The organism is Pseudomonas brassicacearum subsp. brassicacearum (assembly GCF_008801605.1).
GTDB classification, from domain to species: domain Bacteria; phylum Pseudomonadota; class Gammaproteobacteria; order Pseudomonadales; family Pseudomonadaceae; genus Aquipseudomonas; species Aquipseudomonas brassicacearum.
The window spans coordinates 959534-983007 of sequence record NZ_VZPJ01000001.1; the positions used below are offsets into that span (position 1 = coordinate 959534).

The following is a 23474-nucleotide window of genomic DNA, read 5'->3' on the forward strand; positions in this document are numbered from 1 at the left end:
CACAGCTGAAAAGGAAAACGGCTCATGAGCATTGAGGCATTTGGCTACAAACAGGAATTGAAACGCGGCCTGTCGCTGACAGACCTGGTGGTATACGGGATGATTTTCATGATCCCCATCGCCCCGTTCGGCGTGTATGGCTATGTCAACGCCGAGGCACCGGGGATGGTGCCGCTGGCGTACATCATCGGCATGGTGGCGATGCTGTTTACTGCCTTGAGCTACGGCAGCATGGCCCGGGCCTTTCCGGTGGCAGGTTCGGTCTATTCCTACGCGCAACGGGGCCTTAACCCACACGTTGGCTTCATTGCCGGTTGGCTGATGCTGCTGGACTACCTGCTGATCCCGCCGCTGCTCTATGTCTACGCCGCCATGGCGCTGAACCATCTGTACCCGGACATCCCCAAGGTCGGTTTCATCCTGGCCTTCCTGGTGAGCGCGACCTTCGTCAACCTGCGGGGCATCACCTTCACCGCTCGGATGAATATCATTTTCCTGCTGGCGCAACTGGTGGTGCTGGGGATTTTCCTGTTCTACGCCTGGAATGCCCTGCACGGTGGTGCCGGTAACGGCCAACTGACCCTGGCACCGCTTTACAGCCCCGAACATTTCAACTTCGCCCTGCTGATGCAAGCCGTGTCCATCGCGGTATTGTCGTTCCTGGGCTTCGACGCCATTTCCACCCTGGCTGAAGAGATCAAGGACGACCCGGGCCGCAGCGTCGGCAAGGCTGCCCTGGTGACCTTGCTGGTGATGGGAGCGATCTTCGTGGTGCAGACCTGGATCGCCACGGACCTGGCCGCCGGCATGGGTTTCAAGTCCGCCGACACCGCATTCTATGAAATCGCCGAATTGGCAGCCGGCAGCTGGCTGGCCACCTTGACCGCGGTTGCCACGGCCCTGGCCTGGGGCGTGGCCGTGGCGATCACTTCGCAGGCGGCGGTATCGCGCCTGTTGTTCGGCATGGCCCGGGACGGCCAGTTGCCCAAGGTGCTGGCCAAGGTCCATCCGAAACACAACACCCCGTACCTGAGCATCTACCTGGTGGCAGTGCTGTCGCTGTTGATCTGCTACCTGTTCATCGACGCCGTGGACACCCTCACCTCCCTGGTCAACTTCGGTGCCCTGAGCGGCTTCATGTTGCTGCACATCACCGTCATCAACCATTACTGGCGTCGCCAGCAGTCCGGCCAACTGATTCGCCACTTGATTTGCCCGCTGATCGGCTTCGTGATCGTCGCGGCCATCATGTACAACATGGGCGTGGCTGCGCAGAAGCTCGGCCTGATCTGGATCGCCGCGGGCGTGATCTATCTGTGTGTGCTCAACAAATTCGGCAACCCTACCGCCGTGCCCGATCCGGCCGGTCAGTGAGGGCCGGCGGCCGAAGGACTCGGCCAACCGTGGTTACAACGCGTGGACATCGACAGTGATCGTCAAGCCCGGTGCTGGTCATCGGGCTCTCTGGAACAGGAGTGCAATCCATGCTGGCCTTACGTCCAGTTCAATTAACCGATCTGCCGCAACTGCAACAACTGGCCCGTGACAGCCTGGTGGGTGTCACGTCGCTGCCGGACGATACCGCGCGCCTGGAGGAAAAGATCCTCGACTCGTGCACCTCGTTCGAGGCCGATGTGCAGGGCCCTGGCGCGGAGAATTATTTTTTTGTCCTGGAGGACCTGGAATCCGGGCGCCTGGTCGGTTGTTCGGAAATTCTCTCCAGCACCGGGTGCAACGAACCGTTCTACAGCCTGCGCAACCGGCCGTTTTCCAGCGAATCCCGGGAGCTGAACATCCAGCATGGCGTGCCCGCGCTGTCGCTGTGCCAGGACCTCAACGGACAGACGCTGCTACGTGGCTTCCACATCGACGCCGAGCGGGTGCGCACGCCGGAATCGGAGCTGCTGTCCCGGGCCCGACTGATGTTCATCGCCGCCCATCCCCAGCGCTTTGCCGAATCGGTCATCACCGAAATCGTCGGTTTCAGCAGCGAGGACGGCCAGTCGCCTTTCTGGGACGCCATAGGCCAGCACTTCTTCGACCTGCCCTACGTCGAAGCCGAACGGTTGTGTGGCTTGCAGAGCCGAACCTTTCTCGCGGAGCTGATGCCGCAATACCCGATCTACGTACCCATGCTGCCGCCAGCCGCCCAGGCCTGCATCGGCCGGGTGCATCCCGACGGCCAGGAGGCCTTCGACATCCTGGCGCGCGAGGGTTTCGAGACCAACAGCTACGTCGATATCTTCGACGGTGGGCCGACCTTGCATGCCCGTATCGCCAACGTCCGTACCATCACGCAAAGTCGGAGCGCCACGGCCCGGCAAAGCCTGCAGATCGATGCCAGAGGCCGTTACCTGGTGAGCAACGACCGTCTTGGAAACTACCGGGCCATCGTCGCCGAGCTGGACGTCAACGCCGAAGGCCCCGTGGCCCTGTCGCCCGACATGCTGGCCGCCCTGGGCGTCTTGGATGGCGAGCGGATCCGGGTGGTTGCCCTATGAACCTCACTCGATCCCGTGGCACGCATTGGCGCTTGGACCGACACAATGAAGGAGCTGCAGCATGATTGTCCGTCCGGTCGCCATTACCGATCTGCCCGCGTTGCTGGACCTGGCCCGTTGCGCAGGTCCCGGCTTCACCAGCCTGCCAGCCAACGAAGAGCGCCTGGCCCACCGCATTCGCTGGGCCCAACGAACCTTTGCCGGGCAAGTCGAACGTGCCGACGCCGATTACCTGTTCGTGCTCGAAGACGATGACCGGCAGGTGCTGGGTATCAGTGCCCTGACCGGCGCGGTCGGGCTGCGCGAGCCCTGGTACAACTATCGGGTCGGGCTGACGGTCAGCTCGGCGCCGGAGCTGGGGATCCAGCGGCAGATCCCGACCCTGTTCCTCAACAACGAGATGTCCGGGCAATCGGAAATCTGCTCGTTGTTCCTGCACCCCGAGCAACGTCACGGTCACAACGGACGCCTGCTGTCCCTGGCGCGCCTGCTGTTCGTGGCCGAGTTCTCCCAGCTGTTCGGCGAAAAACTGATCGCCGAACTGCGCGGCCATGCCGACGAACGAGGCTGTTCGCCGTTCTGGGACAGCCTGGGACGGCATTTTTTCAAGAAGGATTTCAGCTACGCCGATCAGCTATCCGGCATGGGCAACAAGTCGTTCATCGCCGAGCTGATGCCACGCCAGCCGCTGTACACCTGCCTGCTCACCGAACAGGCCCAGGCGGTGATCGGCAAGGCTCACCCGAACACCGAGCCGGCCCTGAAGATCCTCAGTGCCGAAGGTTTCAGCCATAAGGGCTACATCGACATCTTTGACGGCGGCCCGGTGATCGAGGCGCCAGTGTCGAAGATCCGTACCGTGCGCGACAGCCAGATGCTGACCCTGGTCATTGGCACCCCGGACGAACAGGCACCGGTCTGGCTGATTCACAATCGGCGCCTGGAAAACTGCCGCGTCACCAGCGCTCGCGCACACCTGCATGGCCACAAGCTGCTCGTCGATCGCCTCACCGCCAAACGCCTGCAAGTGCAACCGGGTGATACGGTGCGGGCCGTGGTATTGCCCAGGCAGGGGCAACAGGCGGTGGCGGCGTAGCCAAGGTACCGCCCGACCTTGGATATTCAATACATAAGAACTTCGTTAATCAGCAATACTTCTCCACAATTGCATAATTGCCACTTACCTACTCGGGACCCATACTTTCGCGCATCGCCCCACTGTAACGACAATATTCATGATCAAGAATCTGATTGCTACACGAATACCGCTCGAACGCATAGCGGAGAAAATCAAGACATTAGACATGACCGCGCAAGTCAAACAATTGATCGCCGATCTGGATATACAACACAACGTTGCCACGGCACAGTCTCGACGCGCGGCCATCATGAACATGACCAACCCGCATACCGGGACTATCACGCTGCATTGCACGAGCGTGGGCAATATCAGTGTCAAGGCACCAGCATCTAACACCGCCTCTTCGCAACTGTACTCGGTGCCCGGTCAAAGTATCCTATTCGCACTTGATCAGCCTTTCGAAATCCAGCAATACACCCTCAAAACGCATCAACTTGAAAAAACCGACACCTCGATCATCGACAACTGCAATCCGCTGATCATTGATGGCAATCGAACCTTATTCGACTATTCTCAAAGGGGCAAAAAACAACCTGCATTGATTGGCAGAATCAATTTCCCCGACCGCAGTGCAGACATCAACGTATTTGATCCTGTCTCATTGCGCAAAACAGCCTGGCTGCCTCAAGACAATAGTACCGCCCGGTACCTGTTGAGCCTCGAATTACTCGAAACGATCCAGGACCCGGAAGGTGTCAGGGTTGCCGGGGAGCTGATCTACCATTATCACCCTGCCGTGGCATGGAAAGCCTTCCAGATGCTTTATCGGGCTGACCCGCAAAACGCGTTGAGTTACGTCCCGTCGCTGAAAAAACGCAAGGACGCCCGCCTGGACAATTTGCTCCGTCCACTGGAGCTGGCGGCATGAACCTGGAAACGTTTGTCGAGCGACTGAACACTTATGACCTGCAGCGAGACAAAACCAGGATCATTGCAGACTTGCGCCAACTGGCCAAAAACCGTTGTCTATTGAGCGATCATCTTTATACCACCCTCCAGCGAGACGGTTTCAGTACGCGCAACAGCCTCTATAACGCCTATGGTTTTGTACTGCACAAGAATGATTCATTCACCCTTCGCCTGGGATTCTGGTCGCCGGTAGAGACTCATGATGAAAGCGAAACATTCATTTATAACCTGAACCACAGTCACGACTTTGAAATGTATGCAGTCGGCTACAGCGGAGATGGCTACACCACCATTACACGCGAAATACTTGATAATCTACCGCTGCAAAAAGGTAAAAAACCCAGACTGGGTAAAGTGCGAAAACTTAAACTTGCGCCAGGTGAAGTCCTGCACATGCCTGCACTACAGGAAATCCATAAGCAAATCGCCCCGAAGTCAATGTCCGCTTCATTGAGTGTACTTATTCATCCTAAACACCTGGTCAAGATCGACGAAGCTTGGTGTTTCGATAAAAATTACAGACCGCTTTACCCCGGCATCGCTGCGCCAGAGATCGCACTGTTTACAGAGACGCTGTCACAGCTCAACGCCAGCTAGTCATTCGCTGTCCAACAACTAAAGAAGGAGAAACCATGAATAACCTGATGAAAGACTGGGATGAAACCCCATTACTGCGGGCGGGTACCAATGTGGTCGATACCGCCATGCAGTTAACCAACGAAATCCACTGCACGCTCCCCGGCTTCCCGACGCGCTTCAACGTCGGAAACATCCATGAGATCAAGCAGTTCTGGAGCCTACCGACCGAAGACTGAATAGTTTGAAATGGGCTTTTTTTGCCCGGCTGCAGACTTTCCGGGCCTGCAGCCTTCTTTCGATGCCATAACGGCATCACCCATACACATTCGTCATCATCTTTGCGCCTGCCACGTGATAGCCTTTGGATCTTTCGGCGTTGACACTTTTGCTCAAGCCTTTCCATTCCATTGGTGGAACTCATATGTCCAGGCTTTCCCATCAAGATTTGCGTCGTAACTTTCGCCAATTGCTGGCTTCCAACACCTGCTACCACACCGCCTCGGTGTTTGACCCGATGTCGGCGCGCATTGCCGCTGACCTGGGTTTCGAAGTAGGCATCCTGGGAGGCTCGGTGGCATCGTTGCAAGTATTGGGCGCGCCGGACTTCGCCCTGATCACCCTCAGCGAATTTGCCGAACAGGCCACCCGCATCGGCCGCGTGGCCCAACTGCCGGTCATTGCCGACGCCGACCACGGCTATGGCAATGCCCTGAACGTGATGCGCACCATCGTTGAACTGGAACGGGCCGGCATCGCGGCGCTGACCATCGAGGACACCTTGCTGCCGGCCCAGTTCGGGCGTAAATCCACCGACCTGATCGGCGTAGCCGAAGGTGTCGGCAAGATTCGTGCGGCGCTGGAGGCGCGAGTCGATCCGGAAATGGCGATCATCGCCCGGACCAACGCCGCGATTCTGCCGGTCCAGGAAATCATCAGCCGTACCCAGCAATATGAGCGTGCCGGGGCGGACGGGATTTGCATGGTGGGCGTGCAAGACTTCGATCATCTGGATAAGATCAGCGAAAACCTGACGGTGCCGCTGATGCTTGTCACTTATGGCAACCCGTTGCTGCGCGACGACAAGCGCCTGGCCGAGTTGGGTGTGCGCGTGACCATCGACGGCCACGGCGCCTATTTCGCCGCGATCAAGGCGACCTACGACAGCCTTCGCGAACAACGGCAGATCTTCACCCAGGCTTCGGACCTGAGCGCCACCGAACTGACCCACACCTACACCCAGCCCGAGGACTACATCCGCTGGGCCGAGGAGTACATGAGCGTCAAGGAGTAAGCGGACTCGCTCCCACAGAGGCCCGTGGTGGGCCAGATCCTAGCCCTTGCTGCGCAACATTTCCCTGGGCACATACTTGCCGATCTCGAACTTGCCGATGGCCGCGCGGTGGACTTCATCCGGGCCGTCGGCCAGGCGCAGGGTGCGTTGCATGGCGTACATGTAGGCCAGCGGGAAATCGTTGGAGACCCCGGCGCCACCGTGGATCTGGATCGCCCGATCAATGACCTTCAAGGCCACGTTCGGCGCGACGACCTTGATCTGGGCGATTTCGCTCTTCGCCACTTTATTACCGACCGTGTCCATCATGTACGCCGCCTTCAACGTCAGCAGGCGCGCCATGTCGATTTCCATCCGCGAGTCGGCAATCTTGTCGATGTTACCGCCAAGACGCGCCAACGGCTGGCCGAAGGCCGTGCGACTGACGGCACGCTTGCACATCAACTCCAATGCGCGCTCGGCCATGCCGATGGAACGCATGCAGTGATGAATCCGGCCCGGGCCAAGGCGACCCTGGGCAATTTCAAAGCCACGTCCTTCACCCAACAGGACGTTTTCGTACGGCACCCGCACGTTCTCGAACAGCACTTCGGCATGCCCGTGCGGCGCATCGTCGTAGCCGAACACCGGCAGCGGCCGGACGATCTTGACGCCAGGGGTGTCCACTGGCACCAGGATCATCGAGTGCTGGGCATGGCGTGGCGCATCAGGGTTGCTCAGGCCCATGAAGATCAGGATCTTGCAGCGCGGGTCGCAGGCTCCTGAGGTCCACCACTTCTTGCCATTGATGACCCACTGGTCGCCGTCGCGCTCGGCACGGGCGGCCATGTTCGTGGCGTCCGAAGAGGCAACGTCCGGCTCGGTCATGGCAAAAGCCGAGCGGATCTCGCCGCGCAGCAGTGGCTCGAGCCAGCGTTGCTTTTGTTCTTCATTGGCGTAGCGCACCAGCACTTCCATGTTGCCGGTGTCCGGCGCCGAGCAATTGAACGGCTCCGGCCCCAGCAACGAGCGCCCCATGATCTCTGCCAGCGGTGCGTATTCCAGGTTGGTCAGGCCGGCACCCAGTTCGGACTCAGGCAGAAACAGGTTCCACAGGCCTTCTGCCTTGGCCTTGGCCTTGAGCTCTTCCATGATGGCCGTGGGTTGCCAGCGGTCGCCTTCGGCCACTTGCCGTTCGAACACTGCTTCGGCCGGGTAGACATAGGCATCCATGAACGCCGTGACGCGTTCACGCAGTTCCTGAACCTTGGGGGAATAGGCAAAATCCATGAGCAGCACCTTCTTGGCAGAGGTTGTTTTAGGTCATGAAATCGATGCTAGTTCAGCTACGAAAATTTACCTAACCTATTCTCGGCGTGTATTAACATTCATCACCGATATATGTTTCACTGATTCTCATCGCCACCCGGCACCTCACAACAAGCCCAAGAATAAGAGTGCAGCGCCATGAATCTGAGCAAGGTCGACCTCAACCTTTTCATTGTCTTCGATGCGATCTACACCGAAGCCAACCTGACCCGTGCCGGGCAGATCGTCGGCATCACTCAGCCGGCCGTGTCCAATGCCCTCGCGCGTCTGCGGGAAACCTTCAACGACCCGCTCTTCGTGCGCACCGCCCAGGGGATGGTGCCGACGCCCATGGCCCAGAACATCATCGGTCCGGTGCGCAACGCCCTGTCGCTGCTGCGGGTGTCGGTGCAGGAAAGCCGGATCTTCAACCCGTTGCAGGCCGTCAAGACCTACCGCATCAGCATGACCGACCTCACCGAAGGCGTGATCCTGCCGCTGCTGTTCCAGCGCCTGCGTCGCCTGGCACCGACCGTGGCGATCGAGAGTTTCCTGTCCAAGCGCCGTGAAACCACCAAGGAGCTGGCCGCCGGCCGCCTCGACTTCGCGGTGGACGCACCGCTCAACACCGACCCGCAGGTACGCCACGTCAAGTTGATGGAAGATCGCTACGTGTGCGCCATGCGCAAGGGGCATCCGTTGGCGGGCAAGGAAAAAATCAGCCTCGATGATTACCTGGCGCAGACCCACGTGCATATTTCCAGCCGCCGCAACGGGCTGGGTTATGTCGACCTGGCCCTCGGCAAGATGGGTATCCAGCGCAAGATCGCCCTGCGCTCCCAGCATTACCTGATGGCCTCCCAGGTCCTGCAACAAACGGACATGGTCATGACCGTCCCCGAGCGCTTTGCCCGTCGCCACGATCTGCACGCCTTCCTGTTACCGGTCAACGATGTGCCGCCGGTGGAAACCCACCTCTACTGGCACGAAAGCACGGACCAGGACCCGGCCAACCGCTGGATGCGCGAGCAGATGATCGAGCTGTGCCAGCAGGTGACGGCCCATGAGAAGAAGCTCGACAAGGTTTAGGCGATCAAAATTGTGGGAGCGAGCTTGCTCCCACAAGGTTTTGTGTGCAGAAACGTCATTGCTTGACGCGAACGTCAACCTGCCTTTAGCTTAGCGCCAGTCCCTTTCGTTTCGAGCGCTTCCATGAGCAGCCAGACCTACAGCATCTCCGACCTCGCCCGCGAACTGGATATCACCACCCGGGCCATCCGCTTCTATGAAGAACAAGGCCTGTTGAGCCCGGAGCGACGGGGCCAGGAGCGCATTTATTCGCCACGGGACAAGGTCAGCCTGAAGCTGATCCTGCGCGGCAAGCGCATTGGTTTTTCCCTGGCCGAGTGCCGCGAGCTGATCGAACTCTACGACCCCTCCAGCGGCAATCAGAAACAGCTGCACAGCATGCTGGCGAAAATCACCGAGCGCCGGGAACAGCTCGAACAGCAATTGCTGGACATCGAACAGATGAAGCTGGAACTCGACACCGCCGAAGAACGCTGCATCCAGGCGCTGGAGCAGACGATCAAGGGCGAGGAAATCGTCCAGTAACACTTTCCCCCTGTGGGAGCGAGCCTGCTCGCGATAGCGATGTAACTGACAACATCAATGTTGACTGACATACCGCTATCGCGAGCAGGCTCGCTCCCACAGGGGGCAGCATCGTTCTCGATATATTGGCAACTCACTACAGGTCAATCCCCATGTCCCTCCCCTCCTTTGTACGCCTGATCGAAGTCGGCCCCCGTGACGGGCTGCAGAATGAAGCACAGCCCATCAGCGTCGCCGACAAGGTGCGCCTGGTGGATGCCTTGAGCGCCGCCGGCCTGGGCTACATCGAAGTCGGCAGTTTCGTCTCGCCCAAGTGGGTGCCGCAAATGGCCGGTTCCGCCGAGGTGTTCGCGCAGATCCAGCGCAAGCCCGGTGTGACCTATGGCGCCCTGGCGCCGAACCTGCGAGGTTTTGAAGACGCGCTGGCGGCAGGTGTAAAAGAGGTGGCGGTGTTCGCCGCCGCGTCCGAAGCGTTTTCCCAGCGCAATATCAACTGCTCCATCAAGGACAGCCTGGAGCGCTTCGCGCCGATCATGGAAGCCGCCAAGCAGCACGGCGTCAGTGTGCGCGGCTACGTGTCCTGCGTGCTGGGCTGCCCGTATGAAGGGGCGGTCAAGCCAGAACAGGTGGCCTGGGTCGCTCGGGAGCTGTATGCCATGGGCTGCTACGAGGTCTCCCTGGGCGACACCATCGGCACGGGCACCGCCGGGGCCACCCGCAGGATGTTCGAGGTGGTGGGCGCCGAAGTGCCTCGGGACAAGCTCGCCGGACACTTTCACGACACCTACGGCCAAGCCATGGCCAACGTATACGCCAGCCTGCTGGAAGGCATCGCGGTGTTCGACAGCTCCATCGCCGGCCTGGGCGGCTGCCCTTATGCCAAGGGCGCCAGCGGTAACGTTGCCACCGAAGACGTGCTGTACCTGCTCAATGGCTTGGGTATCGAAACCGGTGTCGACCTGGACGCCCTGATCGCCGCGGGTCGGCAGATCTGCGACGTGCTCGGCCGCCCTAGCGGTTCGCGTGTCGCCAAGGCCCGCAGCGCACAGTGAGGTGTTACCGCTGGCCTTGTAACAGCGGTGAAACGAGTAACACGGAAACAATTTGTCAGGTCTGGCGCGTCAGCTTTTTCGACGAAAAAATACAACTTATTGATTTATATAGAGTTTTAAAAGTTGGCACGCCACCTGCTATATCTCTTGCATAACAAGAATAAAAAAACGCAGCAAACCCAATAAAAACAAGACGAAACGACTCTGACATAACAAAAACAACACGGCAGAGACGCAGCTAACAGATTTTTTTGGAGAGGATGTGCTTTTCAGGGTGCTTTCAGGAGCAACCCGCAACCGGGCAGAGAACAATAAAACTACCTTCAGGTAGCTCCCGAATCGGTTGGATCGCAAGGCGAAAAAGCAGATCAGCGCTCAAAAAAATACGTTTGCTCTTGATCCCGGATGGGGATCGCCAAAAACAGCGGTAAAGGGCAACGGCTGCCAAAAACAACAACAGGCCGCCCCTCAATAATAAAAAAAGAGCACGCGACGAAAAAATTAAAGGGGAGCTTCGGCTCCCCTTTGTGCTGTCTGGGGTTTGAGCTTTTCTTGTGGGAGCGGGCTTGCTCGCGAAGGCGGCCTGCAGGTGGCCTGGATTTTGTTGATCGAGTACATATCCGTTGCTGCGGTAATGGCGGCTTAGGGTTCCGCCCTTACGGCGGCTCACTTTTGAGAAGCGCAAAAGTAAGCAAAACGCTCTTGCCCCACCACTCGGCACCTCGCCTAGGCTCGGTGTGCCCGAACGAAGGCATTGCTCCGTGGGCCGCCGCGAAGGGCCATCCATGGCCCAGCGCGGCTATCCCGGCATCCATGCCGGGATGCCCACTGCGCAATGCCTGCGTTCGGCCAGCGTGGTTTAACGGGGCGCCCCAGATCAAGATCTAAAGCAAGAGCAAGAGCAAGAGCGGGGCACATGCCGGCATCTATGTGGCTGGGCCACTGCTATCGCGAGCAAGCTCGCTCCCACACTGGATCTTCAGCAGACCCAAAGCCCATGTGCACCGCAAAACCTGTGGGAGCGAGCTTGCTCGCGAAGAGGCCAGCCCATCCAACATCTTCATCGACTGTGGCGCCGCCTTCGCGAGCAAGCCCGCTCCCACAGGGGATTTTGCTCAGCCTTCTCTATCGCGCAGTTCTTCGATGCTGATTTCGCGCATGCGGAATTTCTGGATCTTGCCGGTGACCGTCATGGGAAATTCTTCGACGAATTTGAAATGACGCGGCGTCTTGAAGTGAGCGATGCGCTCCTTGCACCAGGCCTGCAGTTCTTGCTCGGAGGCACTGTGGCCGGGATGAAACTTGATCCAGGCGACGATTTCCTCGCCATAGCGCGAACACGGGATGCCGATCACTTGCACGTCCGCCACCACCGGGTGAGTGAAGAAGAACTCCTCCAGCTCACGCGGGTAAATATTCTCCCCGCCGCGGATGATCATGTCCTTGTTGCGCCCGACGATGCGCACGTAGCCCTGCTCGTCCATGGTCGCCAGATCGCCCGTGTGCATCCAGCCATCCGGGTCGATGGCATCGGTGCTGCCCTTGGGGTTGTTCCAGTAACCGAGCATCACGCTGTAGCCACGGGTACACAACTCACCGACAGCATCACGCGGGACGATATTGCCGGCCTCATCGATAATTTTGCTTTCCAGTTGCGGCTGGGTACGGCCGACGGTGGTTACGCGCAGTTCCAGTTCGTCTGTAGGACCGGTCTGCAACGACACCGGGCTGGTTTCCGTCATGCCGTAGGCAATCTGCACTTCGGCCATGTGCATTTCGTTGATGACCCGTCGCATCACTTCGATGGGGCATGTGGCCCCGGCCATGATGCCAGTGCGTAGGCTGGACACGTCGAAGTCGCCCCGCTGCGGCTGGTCCAGCAGGGCGATGAACATGGTGGGCACGCCATACAGTGCCGTGGCTTTTTCCTCGGCCACGGCCTTGAGCGTCAGCAACGGGTCGAAGGCATCGCTGGGGTAGATCATGGTGCTGCCATGGGTCATGCAGCCCAGGTTGCCCATGACCATGCCGAAGCAATGGTAGAGCGGCACCGGGATCACCAGCCGATCGCCAGCCGTCAGGCCCAGGCTTTCGCCGACCATGTATCCGTTATTGAGAATGTTGTGATGACTGAGGGTGGCGCCCTTGGGGAAACCAGTGGTGCCGGAGGTGTACTGGATATTCACCGGTTGATCGGACCGCAGGCTGGATTGGCGTTCAGCCAGTTGTTCCGGCGTCACCGCCGCACCCAGGGCGGCCAGTTGCGACCAGGGCAGGAAACCTGATGGTGGCTGGGAATCGAGGCTGATCACACCGCGCAAATCCGGCAAGCGTTCGCTCTGCAGGTGGCCAATCGATTGCTCCGCCAGCTCTGGTACCAGCGCTTGCAACATGGCGTGATAATCCGAAGTCTTGAACGCCCCGGCACACACCAGCCATTGGCATCCGGATTGTTTCAGCACGTATTCGAGTTCAGAAACGCGATAGGCTGGATTGATGTTGACCAGAATGACGCCGATCTTCGCACTGGCGAACTGGCTGATGCACCACTGGGCGCAATTGGGCGCCCACACGCCAAGGCGATCGCCGGCTTTCAAGCCTAGCGCCAATAAGGCTCGGGCGTGCAGATCAACGGCGTCGGCCAGTTGTTGCCAGGTATAACGCAGCGATTGATGGCGAACCACCAACGCCTCGCCCTCGGGATAGCGGGCCACCGTCTGGTCGAAAACCTCGCCGATGGTTTGGGCCAGCAAAGCCTTGGCCTGGGAGCCACGGGTGTAGCTGAGCTGCGAATGCGAACCGGGTTGATCCATGACGCCCCCTCTTGTCTTTATTAGTGGGTGTAGCAGTGGAATCTCACGCACAGATGCCTTGGGTAAAGCTATTGAAGCGCACTTACTCTGGCTCAAGTTGACGTTAACGTAAAGGGCGATTGACAGCCTCTCGTCACAAGCTTACGTTAACGTAAAGGTGAGAGCGATTCCGCCACTCTCCGCACCCGATAAAAAAGCCAAAGGTGTCCCATGAGCTACCCATCCCTGAACTTTGCCCTCGGCGAAACCATCGACATGTTGCGCGACCAGGTGCAGGCCTTCGTCAAGGCCGAGCTGGCGCCGCGAGCAGCGCAGATCGATATCGATAACCTGTTTCCCGCCGACATGTGGCGCAAGTTCGGCGACATGGGCCTGCTGGGCATCACCGTACCGGAAGAATACGGCGGCGCTGGCCTGGGCTACCTGGCCCACGTAGTGGCAATGGAAGAAATCAGCCGCGGCTCGGCCTCGGTCGCCCTCTCCTACGGTGCCCACTCCAACCTCTGCGTGAACCAGATCAACCGCAACGGCAATCACGAACAGAAAACCAAATACCTGCCCAAGCTGATCAGCGGCGAACACATAGGTGCCCTGGCGATGAGCGAGCCGAACGCCGGCTCCGACGTGGTATCGATGAAACTGCGGGCCGACAAGCATGGCGACAAGTACGTGCTCAATGGCAGTAAGACCTGGATCACCAACGGCCCCGATGCCAATACCTACGTGATCTACGCCAAGACCGACCTGGAAAAAGGTCCCCATGGCATCACCGCCTTCATCGTCGAGCGCGACTGGAAAGGCTTCAGCCGCAGCAACAAATTCGACAAGCTCGGCATGCGCGGCTCCAACACCTGCGAGCTGTTTTTCGATGACGTCGAAGTGCCGGAAGAAAACATCCTCGGCGCACTCAACGGTGGCGTGAAAGTGCTGATGAGCGGGCTCGACTACGAGCGCGTCGTGCTCTCTGGCGGCCCGACCGGGATCATGCAGGCCTGCATGGACCTGATCGTGCCCTACATCCACGACCGCAAGCAGTTCGGCCAGAGCATTGGCGAATTCCAGCTGATCCAGGGCAAGGTCGCTGACATGTACACCCAGCTCAACGCCAGCCGCGCCTACCTGTATGCCGTGGCCCAGGCCTGCGAGCGCGGCGAAACCACCCGCAAGGACGCCGCCGGGGTGATCCTCTACAGCGCCGAACGCGCCACGCAAATGGCCCTCGACGCCATCCAGATCCTCGGCGGCAATGGCTACATCAATGAATTCCCGGCCGGTCGTCTGCTGCGTGACGCCAAGCTGTACGAAATCGGTGCTGGCACCAGTGAGATTCGTCGGATGTTGATCGGCCGCGAACTGTTCAACGAAACCCGCTAACGGAGCTGACCATGGCCACGCTGCACACTCAGCTCAACCCGCGCTCGCCGGAGTTCATCGCCAACCGCGATGCAATGCTCGGACACGTCGAGGCCCTGCGCACACTGCTCGCGCAAATTCGCCAAGGCGGCGGTCCCAAGGCCCAGGAGCGGCACACCTCGCGAGGCAAGTTGTTGCCCCGTGAGCGCATCAACCGGCTGCTGGACCCGGGCTCGCCGTTTTTGGAAATCAGCCCATTGGCAGCCCATGAAGTCTATGGCGAAGACGTGCCGGCGGCTGGCGTGATTGCCGGCATCGGCCGAGTGGAAGGCGTCGAATGCATGATTGTCGCCAACGACGCGACGGTCAAAGGTGGCTCCTACTACCCGCTGACGGTAAAAAAACACCTGCGCGCCCAGACCATCGCCCAGCAGAACCGCCTGCCCTGCATTTACCTGGTGGACTCCGGCGGCGCCAACCTGCCGCGCCAGGACGAAGTGTTCCCGGACCGCGAGCACTTCGGCCGGATCTTCTTCAACCAGGCCAACATGAGTGCCCAGGGCATCCCGCAGATCGCCGTGGTCATGGGTTCCTGCACCGCCGGTGGCGCCTATGTGCCGGCCATGGCGGACGAGGCGATCATGGTTCGCCGGCAGGCGACGATTTTCCTCGCCGGCCCACCGTTGGTGAAAGCCGCCACCGGTGAGGTGGTCAGTGCCGAAGACCTGGGCGGCGCCGATGTGCACTGCAAGATCTCAGGCGTGGCCGACCATTACGCCGACAGCGACGAACATGCCCTGGCCCTGGCTCGCCGCAGCGTGGCCAACCTCAATTGGCGCAAACAGGGCGAGTTGCAGCATCGCCTGCCAATTGCCCCGCTTTACTCGGGCGACGAGTTGTACGGCGTGGTTTCGGCCGACGCCAAGCAGCCGTTCGATGTGCGGGAGGTGATCGCGCGCCTGGTGGACGGTTCGGTGTTCGACGAATTCAAGGCGCTGTTCGGAACGACGCTGGTGTGCGGCTTCGCCCATTTGCATGGCTACCCGATCGCGGTCCTGGCCAACAATGGCATTCTCTTCGCCGAAGCCGCGCAGAAAGGCGCGCACTTCATCGAACTGGCCTGCCAGCGCGGAATCCCCCTGCTGTTCCTGCAGAACATCACCGGTTTCATGGTCGGGCAGAAGTACGAAGCCGGCGGCATCGCCAAGCACGGGGCCAAACTGGTGACGGCCGTGGCCTGCGCCAAAGTGCCAAAATTCACCGTGATCATTGGCGGTAGTTTCGGCGCGGGTAACTACGGCATGTGCGGTCGCGCCTACGACCCGCGGTTCCTGTGGATGTGGCCGAACGCGCGGATTGGCGTGATGGGCGCCGAACAGGCGGCCGGCGTGCTGGTGCAGGTCAAGCGTGAACAAGCCGAACGCAGCGGCCACCCCTTCAGCGCCGAGCAGGAAGCCGAGATCAAGCAACCGATCCTCGATCAGTACGAAGAACAGGGTCACCCCTACTATTCCAGTGCCAGGCTATGGGACGACGGCGTCATCGACCCGGCCCAGACCCGCGATGTGCTGGGCCTGGCCTTGTCCGCGTCACTGAACGCGCCTATCGAACCGAGCCGCTTCGGCGTGTTCCGGATGTAAACGGGGAATGCCCATGGATAACTTCAACACCCTCGAACTGCACACCGACCCACGGGGCGTTGCCACCCTGTGGCTCAGCCGCGAGTCGAAAAACAACGCGTTCAACGCCGAAATGATCCGCGAACTGATCCTGGCCCTGGACCACGTCAGCAGCGATCCAAGCTTGCGCTTCCTGCTGATCCGCGGTCGCGGCAAGCATTTCAGCGCCGGCGCCGACCTCGCCTGGATGCAGCAATCGGCCGAGCTCGACTACCACACCAACCTCGATGACGCCCGGGAACTGGCGGAGCTGATGTACAACCTCGCCAAGCTGAAGATTCCCACGCTGGCCGTCGTCCAGGGCGCCGCGTTCGGTGGCGCACTGGGGCTTATCAGCGCTTGTGACATGGCCATTGGCGCCGATGAAGCACAGTTCTGCCTGTCGGAAGTGCGCATTGGCCTGGCGCCAGCGGTGATCAGCCCGTTCGTGGTGCAAGCCATCGGCGAGCGTGCCGCGCGTCGTTATGCCCTGACGGCGGAACGCTTCGACGGGCAACGTGCGAAAGAAATCGGTTTGCTGTCGGAAAGCTACCCGGCCGAGGCCCTGGACCAGCAGGTCGAACAGTGGATCGACAACCTGCTGCTCAACAGCCCGGCGGCCATGCGCGCCAGTAAGGAACTGCTGCGTGAAGTCGGTAACGGCGCCCTTACCCCAGCGCTGCGGCGCTACACCGAAAACGCCATCGCTCGCATCCGCGTCAGCCCGGAGGGCCAGGAAGGCCTGCGGGCTTTCCTGCAAAAGCGTGCGCCAAACTGGCAAGCCGAATCGAATAACAAGGAGCCGAGTCGATGAGCGCCCCTGCCCTCACCACGTTGCTGGTGGCCAACCGTGGCGAAATCGCCTGCCGCGTGATGCGCACCGCCAAGGCCATGGGCCTGACCACCGTTGCCGTCCACAGCGCCACCGACCGCGATGCCCGCCACAGCCGTGAAGCCGACATCCGCGTCGACCTGGGCGGCAGCAAGGCCGCCGACAGCTACCTGCAAATCGACAAACTGATCGCCGCAGCGAAAGCCAGCGGCGCCCAGGCCATCCATCCCGGTTATGGTTTTCTATCCGAGAACGCCGGGTTCGCCCGGGCGATTGAAAGCGCCGGGCTGATCTTCCTCGGCCCACCGGCCTCGGCCATCGATGCCATGGGCAGCAAATCGGCGGCCAAGACCTTGATGGAAACCGCCGGGGTGCCCCTGGTGCCCGGTTATCACGGCGAAGCCCAGGACCTGGAGACCTTTCGCGACGCCGCCGAGCACATCGGCTACCCGGTATTGCTCAAGGCCACGGCCGGCGGTGGTGGCAAGGGCATGAAAGTCGTCGAGGACGTCAGCCAACTGGCCGAAGCCCTGGCTTCGGCCCAGCGTGAAGCGCAGTCCTCGTTCGGCGACTCACGGATGCTGGTGGAAAAGTACCTGCTCAAGCCGCGCCATGTGGAAATCCAGGTATTTGCCGACCAACACGGCAACTGCCTGTACCTCAACGAACGCGATTGCTCGATCCAGCGCCGCCACCAGAAAGTGGTGGAAGAAGCCCCCGCCCCCGGCCTGACCCCGCAATTGCGCCAGGCCATGGGTGAAGCCGCCGTGCGCGCAGCCCAAGCGATTGGTTACGTCGGGGCCGGCACGGTGGAGTTCCTGCTGGATGCGCGGGGCGAATTCTTCTTCATGGAAATGAACACCCGCTTGCAGGTCGAGCATCCGGTCACCGAAGCGATCACCGGACTGGACCTGGTGGCCTGGCAGATCCGTGTCGCCCAAGGCGAACCGCTGCCGATCACTCAAGCGCAAGTGCCGCTGCTCGGTCACGCCATCGAAGTGCGGCTATATGCCGAAGACCCGGTCAACGATTTCCTGCCGGCCACCGGACGCCTGGCGTTGTATCGCGAATCGGCCGAGGGTCCGGGTCGACGGGTCGACAGCGGGGTTGAAGAAGGCGATGAAATCTCGCCGTTCTACGACCCGATGCTCGGCAAGCTGATTGCCTGGGGTGAGGATCGCGAACAGGCACGCTTGCGGCTGTTGAGCATGCTCGACGAATTTGCCATTGGCGGGCTGAAAACCAACATCGGGTTCCTGCGCCGAATCGTGGCCCACCCCGCCTTCGCGGCGGCAGAACTGGACACCGGATTTATCCCACGTTACCAGGCGCAATTGCTGCCAGAGCCGGGCGAATTGGATGATGCGTTCTGGTTCGCAGCCGCCCAGGGCTTCGCCTTGAACCTGACACCGCGCGTGCGCTGCGATGATGCCGATTCGCCTTGGGCCAGCACCACCGGGCTGCGTCTGGGGCTGCCAAGGGAAACCACCTTGCACCTGAGCTGCGAAGGCCAGGATCGCGCGCTGACGCTGGACGTTAGCGCCCATTGCGTGGAACTCAAGGGCGAGCAACTGGTGATCGAGCACCACGGCCTGCGCCGCAGTCATCGGGCTATTCGCCTGGGCGACAGCCTGTACCTGCAATGGGCGGGTGACCTGCACCGGATCGACCTGTACGACCCGTTGGCCGCCGCCGAGGCCAGCCACAGCCATCAAGGCGGCCTGGCCGCGCCCATGAACGGCAGTATCGTGCGGGTATTGGTGGGTGTCGGCCAGCCGGTGGAAGCCGGGGCTCAACTGGTGGTCCTGGAGGCCATGAAAATGGAGCACAGCATTCGTGCGCCCAAGGCCGGGGTGATCAAGGCGCTGTATTGCCAGGAAGGCGAAATGGTCAGCGAAGGCAGCGCCCTGGTGGCGTTCGAAGAATAGGCATCGGCCCGCTCCCTGGGCCGATCCAGTCAGAACCTGATGGTGGCCTGCACCACCACACCGATGAGGCGACATTGCTCGGTGTACAGGTTTTTCGGGTAAGTCGGATTGAGCGGAACCAGGTAACGCTGCCCGCTCTCTTCGATCAATTTGCGAAAGGTCGCGTCAGTGCTGCCAGGCAAGCAGGCGACCACCAGTTTGCCTGGCACCGCCTCGATCGCCGGATCCACCAGGATCGACATGCCCTCGGGAATGCTCAGCCCGCTGGGTGCGGTCATCGCGTCGCCCACCACCACCAGCCAGAACGCGGCCCCCAGGGCGTGGTAGTCCGTCAGTTCGTAGCGCACCTGGCTGTAGGCGCCAGGATCGCCTTCGCGAACCTCGCCAACCTCGTGCCACTCACTGACCGGGTAGCGGAAGTACGGGTTGTACTTCTGCGCCAGGGCCAGGCCTTCGTCCGTGGAGGTGTCCGGCTCGCGAATCACCATCGCCACTTCCAGGAACTCCAGCCCCAGCTCCCGCAGGACCCGGTTCATGTCTTCGACACTGGGTTGCCGGCGCCTGGTCAGCCAATGGCCGACGCCGCCCTGGGACATTCCCAACCGTTCTGCCAGCACCACTTGCGTGATGCGCAGCTCCTTCATCTTGGCCTTGACCAACTCTATCCATTTATCCATGTGCGGCACGATACGTGGATGACTCCGGCCATTCAAAACACAAATTGTAGTATTTAAATTATCGTCACAATTACGATAAGTACTACTCTGGATTCAGGAGTTCAGCCCCACACACGGAGATTTTCATCACCATGGATACACCCGACAAAGACCAACCCGGCAGCCCTTTCGACAGCACGTTCCCTTCCTTGCAGGATTGCCCGGCGGCCAAACGCGCCCTCGACTATTACTTGAAACCAGGTGTTTCGCAGGCACAGGCGGAACATCGCTTCTTCGACGTCAACCACAGCATCAGCGCAGAAGAAGCCCTTGTTCACGCCTGCGACCTGCTGCGCTGCGCTGCGGCAACCGCCCACGAGTCCGCCAACCAGTTGAACGGTTCGAGCCGTGACCTGGCATTTTCGGTGGTGCACATGATTGATCTGGTCAAGGTGATGCTTGACCGATCCCTGGATCGCTACCCGACTCGCTAGAGGTAACGCTTGGGAATGTCGCCGCGAACGCGGACAACGAGAAAAACTTTCCAATCGATGCGATAAAACCATTTGACTTGCAAATGATAATGATTATTATTGCATCAGCTGGTCGCGAGATCAGTCGATAGACCAGAAGACCTTAGGTCGGACTTCTGGAATATCTCCTCATCAGGCTAATCACGGTTTTTGACCCGGCTTTTTGCCGGGTCTTTTTTTGCCGATTTTTCGGCTTATGGCTTCAGGCTAATGAAGTCTTTTTGGGAGCTGCCAATTCGGTGGCGGCGATGATAGCAAATGAATATCTGATTGCAAGAGCAGCCCCGCCACGCAGGCTGAAACTATCGACAGCCAGCACTTGAGAATCAATTGCAGACTCTCTAAGCTGGCTCGGCGTCCAGGGAGGACGCCCCCTCTTTTACGTGACGCAAATCGTCTCGGCTCCCCCTTCTTGCGTGTACAGTAATGGCCATGAAAATCCTCTCCAGGAATCGTGACCGTGGCTAAATCTTCCTTTGATATCAGCGCCAATTTCGACAGCGGTAACATCGAGGTCGTCGACATCAGCAACCCGTTGCAGTCGTTGCTCAAGATCAGGCCCGACACCCGCAGCGCCCATTTCCAGTGGTTCCACTTCAAGGCCAGCGGCCTGCACGTCGGCCAGGAGTATTCCTTCCGGCTGCTCAACGCCAGCCAATCGTCTTACAACAAGGCCTGGACGGGCTACCAGGCCGTTGCTTCCTACGATCACGTCAACTGGTTCCGCATTCCGACCCAATTTGAAGGCGACGCCCTGCGTTTTTATCTGGAGACCGAACAGACCAACGCCTGGTTCGCCTACTTCGAACCCTACAGTCGCGGCCGGCACGATTGGCTGATCGAGCAAGCGCAGCACAAGGCCGGCGCCGAACTGTTGGCCGTCGGTAAAAGCGTGGAAGGCCGTGACGTTCAGCTGCTGCGCAAAGGCAGCGGTGCGCAAGGCCGGCGCAAAGTCTGGATCATCGCCCAGCAGCATCCCGGCGAGCACATGGCCGAGTGGTTCATGGAGGGCGTGATCGAACGCCTCCAGCAGCAGGACGATGCGCAACTGAACCAGTTGCTCGCCAAGGCCGATCTGTACCTGGTGCCGAACATGAACCCGGACGGCGCGTTCCACGGGCATCTGCGGACCAACGCCATGGGCCAGGACCTCAACCGTGCCTGGCAGAACGCCAGTCCGGAAATCAGTCCCGAGGTCTTTTTCGTCCAGCAGCAAATGGAAAAGTACGGCGTCGATCTGTTCCTCGATGCTCATGGCGATGAGGAAATTCCCCACGTCTTCACCGCCGGTTGCGAAGGCAACCCGGGCTACACGCCACGCATTGCCGAACTCGAAGAGCGCTTTCGCAGCCATCTCAAGCACCAGACCAAAGACTTCCAGACCATTCACGGCTACACCCGCGACGAACCGGGCCAGGCCAACATGACCCTGGCCTGCAACGCGGTCGGGCAGAAATATGACTGCCTGTCCCTGACCCTGGAAATGCCGTTCAAGGACCACAACGATCACCCGAACCCGATCACCGGCTGGTCTGGCAAACGCTCGATGCAACTGGGCAAGGATGTATTGAGCACCATCGAGGCCATGGTCGACGAATTGCGCTGATCCAATGACCTGATCAATCCTCTGTGGCCAGGGAGCTTGCTCCCTGGCCACAACCCATCAACCCTTGCCGCGCAACATACTGTCCAATACCTCATCCCGGCGCACCCAAGCGTGAAACAACGCCGCCGCCAGATGCACCAGCACCGTCACGAACAACAGGTAAGCCAAGTACCCGTGGGCCTTGCGCAGCAGTGCGAACGTCTGGGCGTGGGCTGGCAGAATCGAGGGCAGTTGCAACGAGTCGCCGAGCATCACCGGGTCCCCCGCCGCCGAAATCATGCCCCAACCCAACAGCGGCAGGACCAGCATCAGGGCGTACAACAGCACATGCGAGGCGTTTGCCGCCAGCACTTGCCAGGCCGGCAGATCCGCCGGCAGCGGCGGTTGACGGGTGGTAAAACGCACCACCAGGCGCACGATCACCAACAGCAAAATCGCGATACCCAATGGTTTGTGCAACTGCAGCAGCCATTCATGGCGTTCGGAGACCGAGGCGACCATGCCCGCGCCGATGAACAGCATGGCGATGATCATCACTGCCATCAGCCAGTGCAGCAGCCGGGCCAGCGGTGCAAAGTGACGAGGGGCGCTCATGGGCGGGACTCCTGTTTGGCGGGCAACTGGCTCACTTCGCTGGTACGGCGCAGATAGGAACTGGCATAGGCGGCGGAACGCGCGACCAATAGCGGGTCTTCGGAACCTTCGATCCCTTGGGGCAGGATCAGCGGGTCATAGTTGATGTCGCGGCACTCGCCGTTGTCCTGCGCCTGAGTGCGCTCGAGCACCAGCGTGCCGGCATTGAGGACCTTGCGGTCAGCGGGCCAGGCCTTGCTGGCATCGTTCACCGGGTCCCCCGGGTTGGCCAGGGTGATGTTCAGCTGCCAGCGCAACGGCCCGGCGGCGAGACGCTTCACCAAGTCTTGCTCGAGGAAGTCGCCGCCCTGGGGTGGGGTCGCATCCGCAGCGTCCTGGCTCATCGGCACCACGCCCCAGCGCACCGCCTGGCGCTGCCCGGCGGGGTTGACCAGATAGAACGCGTTGATGCCGTTGTAGGTTTCAGTGGCGTAGCTGGCCGACGGCTTGGCGGTCTTGATCCATTGCAGGAACGGCGCCGCTTCGGGGTGCGCGGCAAAGAACGCCGGTACGGCCGCAGGGTTCGGTTTTCCGGTGGCAGGATCCGGCGACTGGGCTTGCTGGAGTTGGTAGAAGGCTTCGGGCGTGCCCACCGGAAACACCGGCATGCTGTTCATGCCAGTGCGCCATTGCTGGCCGTTGGCCTGGGTAAAACGCAGTGCCAGGCTGCGAATCGGCACACTGCCGTCCGGCGCATAGGGGTTGCCGCTGGGCAAGGCGAAACGCCCAACCACTGGCGTTTGCGGCTGCGAGAATACTTGGGCGCTGGAATAGGCGCTGGCCTCGCCCGTGCTTTGGAAATAGCCCGCGACGCAGACACCTTTTGAGTGGTTGCGTCGGAAGCCCGGGTGAACGCCGTTGTTTTTTTCCAGCACATTGACCAATGCCTGCGGTGTCAGGCGTTGTGGGTCGAGGCTGCCATTGACGTAGGCAAACACCCCGGCCAGCGCGGCAACAATCACCGCGATGCCGCTCAGACGCAATATCAGGCCGGCGGCACTCAAGGGTGGCCGGCTCGAAGAGGGTGAAGGATCTACCATGAGAAAGCTCCAAGGCTCGGGGCCATTTGTTGGAAAGGACCCGTCAGA

General features: G+C 60.3%; 21 protein-coding genes. 16 read left to right on the top strand and 5 right to left on the bottom strand.

Annotation, left to right across the window (positions count from 1 at the left end; genetic code table 11):
* Nucleotides 1–24 precede the first annotated feature (24 nt).
* The 7 genes from F7R20_RS04230 (at nt 25) to F7R20_RS04260 (ending at nt 6421) form a co-directional block, all read left to right on the top strand.
* Nucleotides 25–1374 carry an APC family permease gene (locus F7R20_RS04230; protein WP_003200017.1) on the top strand — a complete coding sequence of 450 codons (1350 nt, stop codon included), beginning with the start codon at nt 25–27 and terminating at the stop codon, nt 1372–1374.
* A 110-nt stretch (nt 1375–1484) separates the two neighbouring features.
* On the top strand, nt 1485–2501 hold the full coding sequence (locus F7R20_RS04235; RefSeq protein ID WP_003200016.1) for an arginine N-succinyltransferase: 1017 nt from the start codon (nt 1485–1487) through the stop codon (nt 2499–2501).
* Between the two features lie 61 nt (nt 2502–2562).
* Entirely contained in the window at nt 2563–3597 is a 1035-nt protein-coding gene (gene astA / locus F7R20_RS04240) for an arginine N-succinyltransferase (protein WP_003200013.1), read from the top strand.
* A 139-nt stretch (nt 3598–3736) separates the two neighbouring features.
* On the top strand, nt 3737–4510 hold the full coding sequence (locus F7R20_RS04245) for a hypothetical protein (protein WP_027912588.1): 774 nt from the start codon (nt 3737–3739) through the stop codon (nt 4508–4510).
* The gene (locus F7R20_RS04250) at nt 4507–5148 is read left to right on the top strand and encodes a hypothetical protein (protein WP_003200009.1); all 642 of its coding nucleotides are present in this window, start codon (nt 4507–4509) and stop codon (nt 5146–5148) included. Before F7R20_RS04245 ends, F7R20_RS04250 begins: the two co-directional genes overlap by 4 nt.
* A 35-nt stretch (nt 5149–5183) precedes the next feature.
* Nucleotides 5184–5366 carry a hypothetical protein gene (locus tag F7R20_RS04255; RefSeq protein WP_003200007.1) on the top strand — a complete coding sequence of 61 codons (183 nt, stop codon included), beginning with the start codon at nt 5184–5186 and terminating at the stop codon, nt 5364–5366.
* A gap of 185 nt (nt 5367–5551) precedes the next feature.
* Entirely contained in the window at nt 5552–6421 is an 870-nt protein-coding gene (locus tag F7R20_RS04260; RefSeq protein WP_081352421.1) for an isocitrate lyase/PEP mutase family protein, read from the top strand.
* Between the two features lie 39 nt (nt 6422–6460).
* Here the strand turns inward: F7R20_RS04260 and F7R20_RS04265 are convergent, their stop codons facing one another.
* On the bottom strand, nt 6461–7690 hold the full coding sequence (locus F7R20_RS04265) for an acyl-CoA dehydrogenase (protein ID WP_003200004.1): 1230 nt from the start codon (nt 7688–7690) through the stop codon (nt 6461–6463).
* Nucleotides 7691–7867: 177 nt separating this feature from the next.
* On the opposite strand from F7R20_RS04265, the gene F7R20_RS04270 reads away from it, so the two are divergent.
* The 3 genes from F7R20_RS04270 to F7R20_RS04280 all read left to right on the top strand — a co-directional run bounded on the left by F7R20_RS04270 (nt 7868) and on the right by F7R20_RS04280 (nt 10374).
* Nucleotides 7868–8797 carry a LysR family transcriptional regulator gene (locus tag F7R20_RS04270; RefSeq protein ID WP_003200002.1) on the top strand — a complete coding sequence of 310 codons (930 nt, stop codon included), beginning with the start codon at nt 7868–7870 and terminating at the stop codon, nt 8795–8797.
* A 123-nt stretch (nt 8798–8920) separates the two neighbouring features.
* Nucleotides 8921–9322: a MerR family transcriptional regulator gene (locus tag F7R20_RS04275; protein WP_003200000.1), complete on the top strand. Its 402-nt coding sequence runs from the start codon at nt 8921–8923 to the stop codon at nt 9320–9322.
* 152 nt (nt 9323–9474) lie between these two features.
* The gene (locus F7R20_RS04280) at nt 9475–10374 is read left to right on the top strand and encodes a hydroxymethylglutaryl-CoA lyase (protein ID WP_003199998.1); all 900 of its coding nucleotides are present in this window, start codon (nt 9475–9477) and stop codon (nt 10372–10374) included.
* 1115 nt (nt 10375–11489) lie between these two features.
* Here the strand turns inward: F7R20_RS04280 and F7R20_RS04290 are convergent.
* Nucleotides 11490–13187 carry an AMP-binding protein gene (locus tag F7R20_RS04290; RefSeq protein ID WP_003199995.1) on the bottom strand — a complete coding sequence of 566 codons (1698 nt, stop codon included), beginning with the start codon at nt 13185–13187 and terminating at the stop codon, nt 11490–11492.
* Nucleotides 13188–13397: 210 nt separating this feature from the next.
* On the opposite strand from F7R20_RS04290, the gene F7R20_RS04295 reads away from it, so the two are divergent.
* From F7R20_RS04295 to F7R20_RS04310, 4 genes are read left to right on the top strand one after another with little or no spacing between them, the layout of a single operon-like run.
* Nucleotides 13398–14561, top strand: a complete 1164-nt coding sequence (locus tag F7R20_RS04295) for an isovaleryl-CoA dehydrogenase (RefSeq protein WP_003199994.1) — start codon at nt 13398–13400, stop codon at nt 14559–14561.
* A gap of 11 nt (nt 14562–14572) precedes the next feature.
* Nucleotides 14573–16180 carry a carboxyl transferase domain-containing protein gene (locus tag F7R20_RS04300; protein ID WP_003199993.1) on the top strand — a complete coding sequence of 536 codons (1608 nt, stop codon included), beginning with the start codon at nt 14573–14575 and terminating at the stop codon, nt 16178–16180.
* 13 nt (nt 16181–16193) lie between these two features.
* Nucleotides 16194–17012, top strand: coding sequence for a gamma-carboxygeranoyl-CoA hydratase (locus F7R20_RS04305; protein ID WP_003199991.1), 819 nt, complete (start codon nt 16194–16196; stop codon nt 17010–17012).
* Nucleotides 17009–18958 (top strand): acetyl/propionyl/methylcrotonyl-CoA carboxylase subunit alpha, encoded by a 1950-nt coding sequence (locus F7R20_RS04310; RefSeq protein ID WP_003199989.1) that lies wholly within the window; start codon nt 17009–17011, stop codon nt 18956–18958. Before F7R20_RS04305 ends, F7R20_RS04310 begins: the two co-directional genes overlap by 4 nt.
* 29 nt (nt 18959–18987) lie before the next feature.
* On the opposite strand, the gene F7R20_RS04315 is transcribed toward F7R20_RS04310, so the two are convergent.
* On the bottom strand, nt 18988–19635 hold the full coding sequence (locus F7R20_RS04315) for a LexA family protein (RefSeq protein ID WP_003199987.1): 648 nt from the start codon (nt 19633–19635) through the stop codon (nt 18988–18990).
* A 131-nt stretch (nt 19636–19766) separates the two neighbouring features.
* Between F7R20_RS04315 and F7R20_RS04320 the strand changes: the two genes are divergently transcribed.
* Entirely contained in the window at nt 19767–20108 is a 342-nt protein-coding gene (locus F7R20_RS04320) for a DUF6124 family protein (protein WP_003199984.1), read from the top strand.
* A gap of 493 nt (nt 20109–20601) precedes the next feature.
* Nucleotides 20602–21753 (top strand): M14 family metallopeptidase, encoded by a 1152-nt coding sequence (locus tag F7R20_RS04325; RefSeq protein ID WP_003199982.1) that lies wholly within the window; start codon nt 20602–20604, stop codon nt 21751–21753.
* 57 nt (nt 21754–21810) lie between these two features.
* Here the strand turns inward: F7R20_RS04325 and F7R20_RS04330 are convergent, their stop codons facing one another.
* Together F7R20_RS04330 and F7R20_RS04335 are read right to left on the bottom strand one after the other, a co-directional pair.
* Nucleotides 21811–22347 carry a cytochrome b gene (locus tag F7R20_RS04330; RefSeq protein ID WP_003199979.1) on the bottom strand — a complete coding sequence of 179 codons (537 nt, stop codon included), beginning with the start codon at nt 22345–22347 and terminating at the stop codon, nt 21811–21813.
* Nucleotides 22344–23426: a catalase family peroxidase gene (locus tag F7R20_RS04335; protein ID WP_003199978.1), complete on the bottom strand. Its 1083-nt coding sequence runs from the start codon at nt 23424–23426 to the stop codon at nt 22344–22346. Before F7R20_RS04335 ends, F7R20_RS04330 begins: the two co-directional genes overlap by 4 nt.
* Between the last annotated feature and the right edge of the window lie 48 nt (nt 23427–23474).

Bases quoted from the DNA above. Each gene is read 5' to 3' on its own strand.
- F7R20_RS04230 (WP_003200017.1), top strand. From the start codon at position 25: ATGAGCATTGAGGCATTTGGCTACAAACAGGAATTGAAACGCGGCCTG.
- F7R20_RS04235 (WP_003200016.1), top strand. From the start codon at position 1,485: ATGCTGGCCTTACGTCCAGTTCAATTAACCGATCTGCCGCAACTGCAA.
- astA (WP_003200013.1), top strand. From the start codon at position 2,563: ATGATTGTCCGTCCGGTCGCCATTACCGATCTGCCCGCGTTGCTGGAC.
- F7R20_RS04245 (WP_027912588.1), top strand. From the start codon at position 3,737: ATGATCAAGAATCTGATTGCTACACGAATACCGCTCGAACGCATAGCG.
- F7R20_RS04250 (WP_003200009.1), top strand. From the start codon at position 4,507: ATGAACCTGGAAACGTTTGTCGAGCGACTGAACACTTATGACCTGCAG.
- F7R20_RS04255 (WP_003200007.1), top strand. From the start codon at position 5,184: ATGAATAACCTGATGAAAGACTGGGATGAAACCCCATTACTGCGGGCG.
- F7R20_RS04260 (WP_081352421.1), top strand. From the start codon at position 5,552: ATGTCCAGGCTTTCCCATCAAGATTTGCGTCGTAACTTTCGCCAATTG.
- F7R20_RS04265 (WP_003200004.1), bottom strand. From the start codon at position 7,690: ATGGATTTTGCCTATTCCCCCAAGGTTCAGGAACTGCGTGAACGCGTC.
- F7R20_RS04270 (WP_003200002.1), top strand. From the start codon at position 7,868: ATGAATCTGAGCAAGGTCGACCTCAACCTTTTCATTGTCTTCGATGCG.
- F7R20_RS04275 (WP_003200000.1), top strand. From the start codon at position 8,921: ATGAGCAGCCAGACCTACAGCATCTCCGACCTCGCCCGCGAACTGGAT.
- F7R20_RS04280 (WP_003199998.1), top strand. From the start codon at position 9,475: ATGTCCCTCCCCTCCTTTGTACGCCTGATCGAAGTCGGCCCCCGTGAC.
- F7R20_RS04290 (WP_003199995.1), bottom strand. From the start codon at position 13,187: ATGGATCAACCCGGTTCGCATTCGCAGCTCAGCTACACCCGTGGCTCC.
- F7R20_RS04295 (WP_003199994.1), top strand. From the start codon at position 13,398: ATGAGCTACCCATCCCTGAACTTTGCCCTCGGCGAAACCATCGACATG.
- F7R20_RS04300 (WP_003199993.1), top strand. From the start codon at position 14,573: ATGGCCACGCTGCACACTCAGCTCAACCCGCGCTCGCCGGAGTTCATC.
- F7R20_RS04305 (WP_003199991.1), top strand. From the start codon at position 16,194: ATGGATAACTTCAACACCCTCGAACTGCACACCGACCCACGGGGCGTT.
- F7R20_RS04310 (WP_003199989.1), top strand. From the start codon at position 17,009: ATGAGCGCCCCTGCCCTCACCACGTTGCTGGTGGCCAACCGTGGCGAA.
- F7R20_RS04315 (WP_003199987.1), bottom strand. From the start codon at position 19,635: ATGGATAAATGGATAGAGTTGGTCAAGGCCAAGATGAAGGAGCTGCGC.
- F7R20_RS04320 (WP_003199984.1), top strand. From the start codon at position 19,767: ATGGATACACCCGACAAAGACCAACCCGGCAGCCCTTTCGACAGCACG.
- F7R20_RS04330 (WP_003199979.1), bottom strand. From the start codon at position 22,347: ATGAGCGCCCCTCGTCACTTTGCACCGCTGGCCCGGCTGCTGCACTGG.
- F7R20_RS04335 (WP_003199978.1), bottom strand. From the start codon at position 23,426: ATGGTAGATCCTTCACCCTCTTCGAGCCGGCCACCCTTGAGTGCCGCC.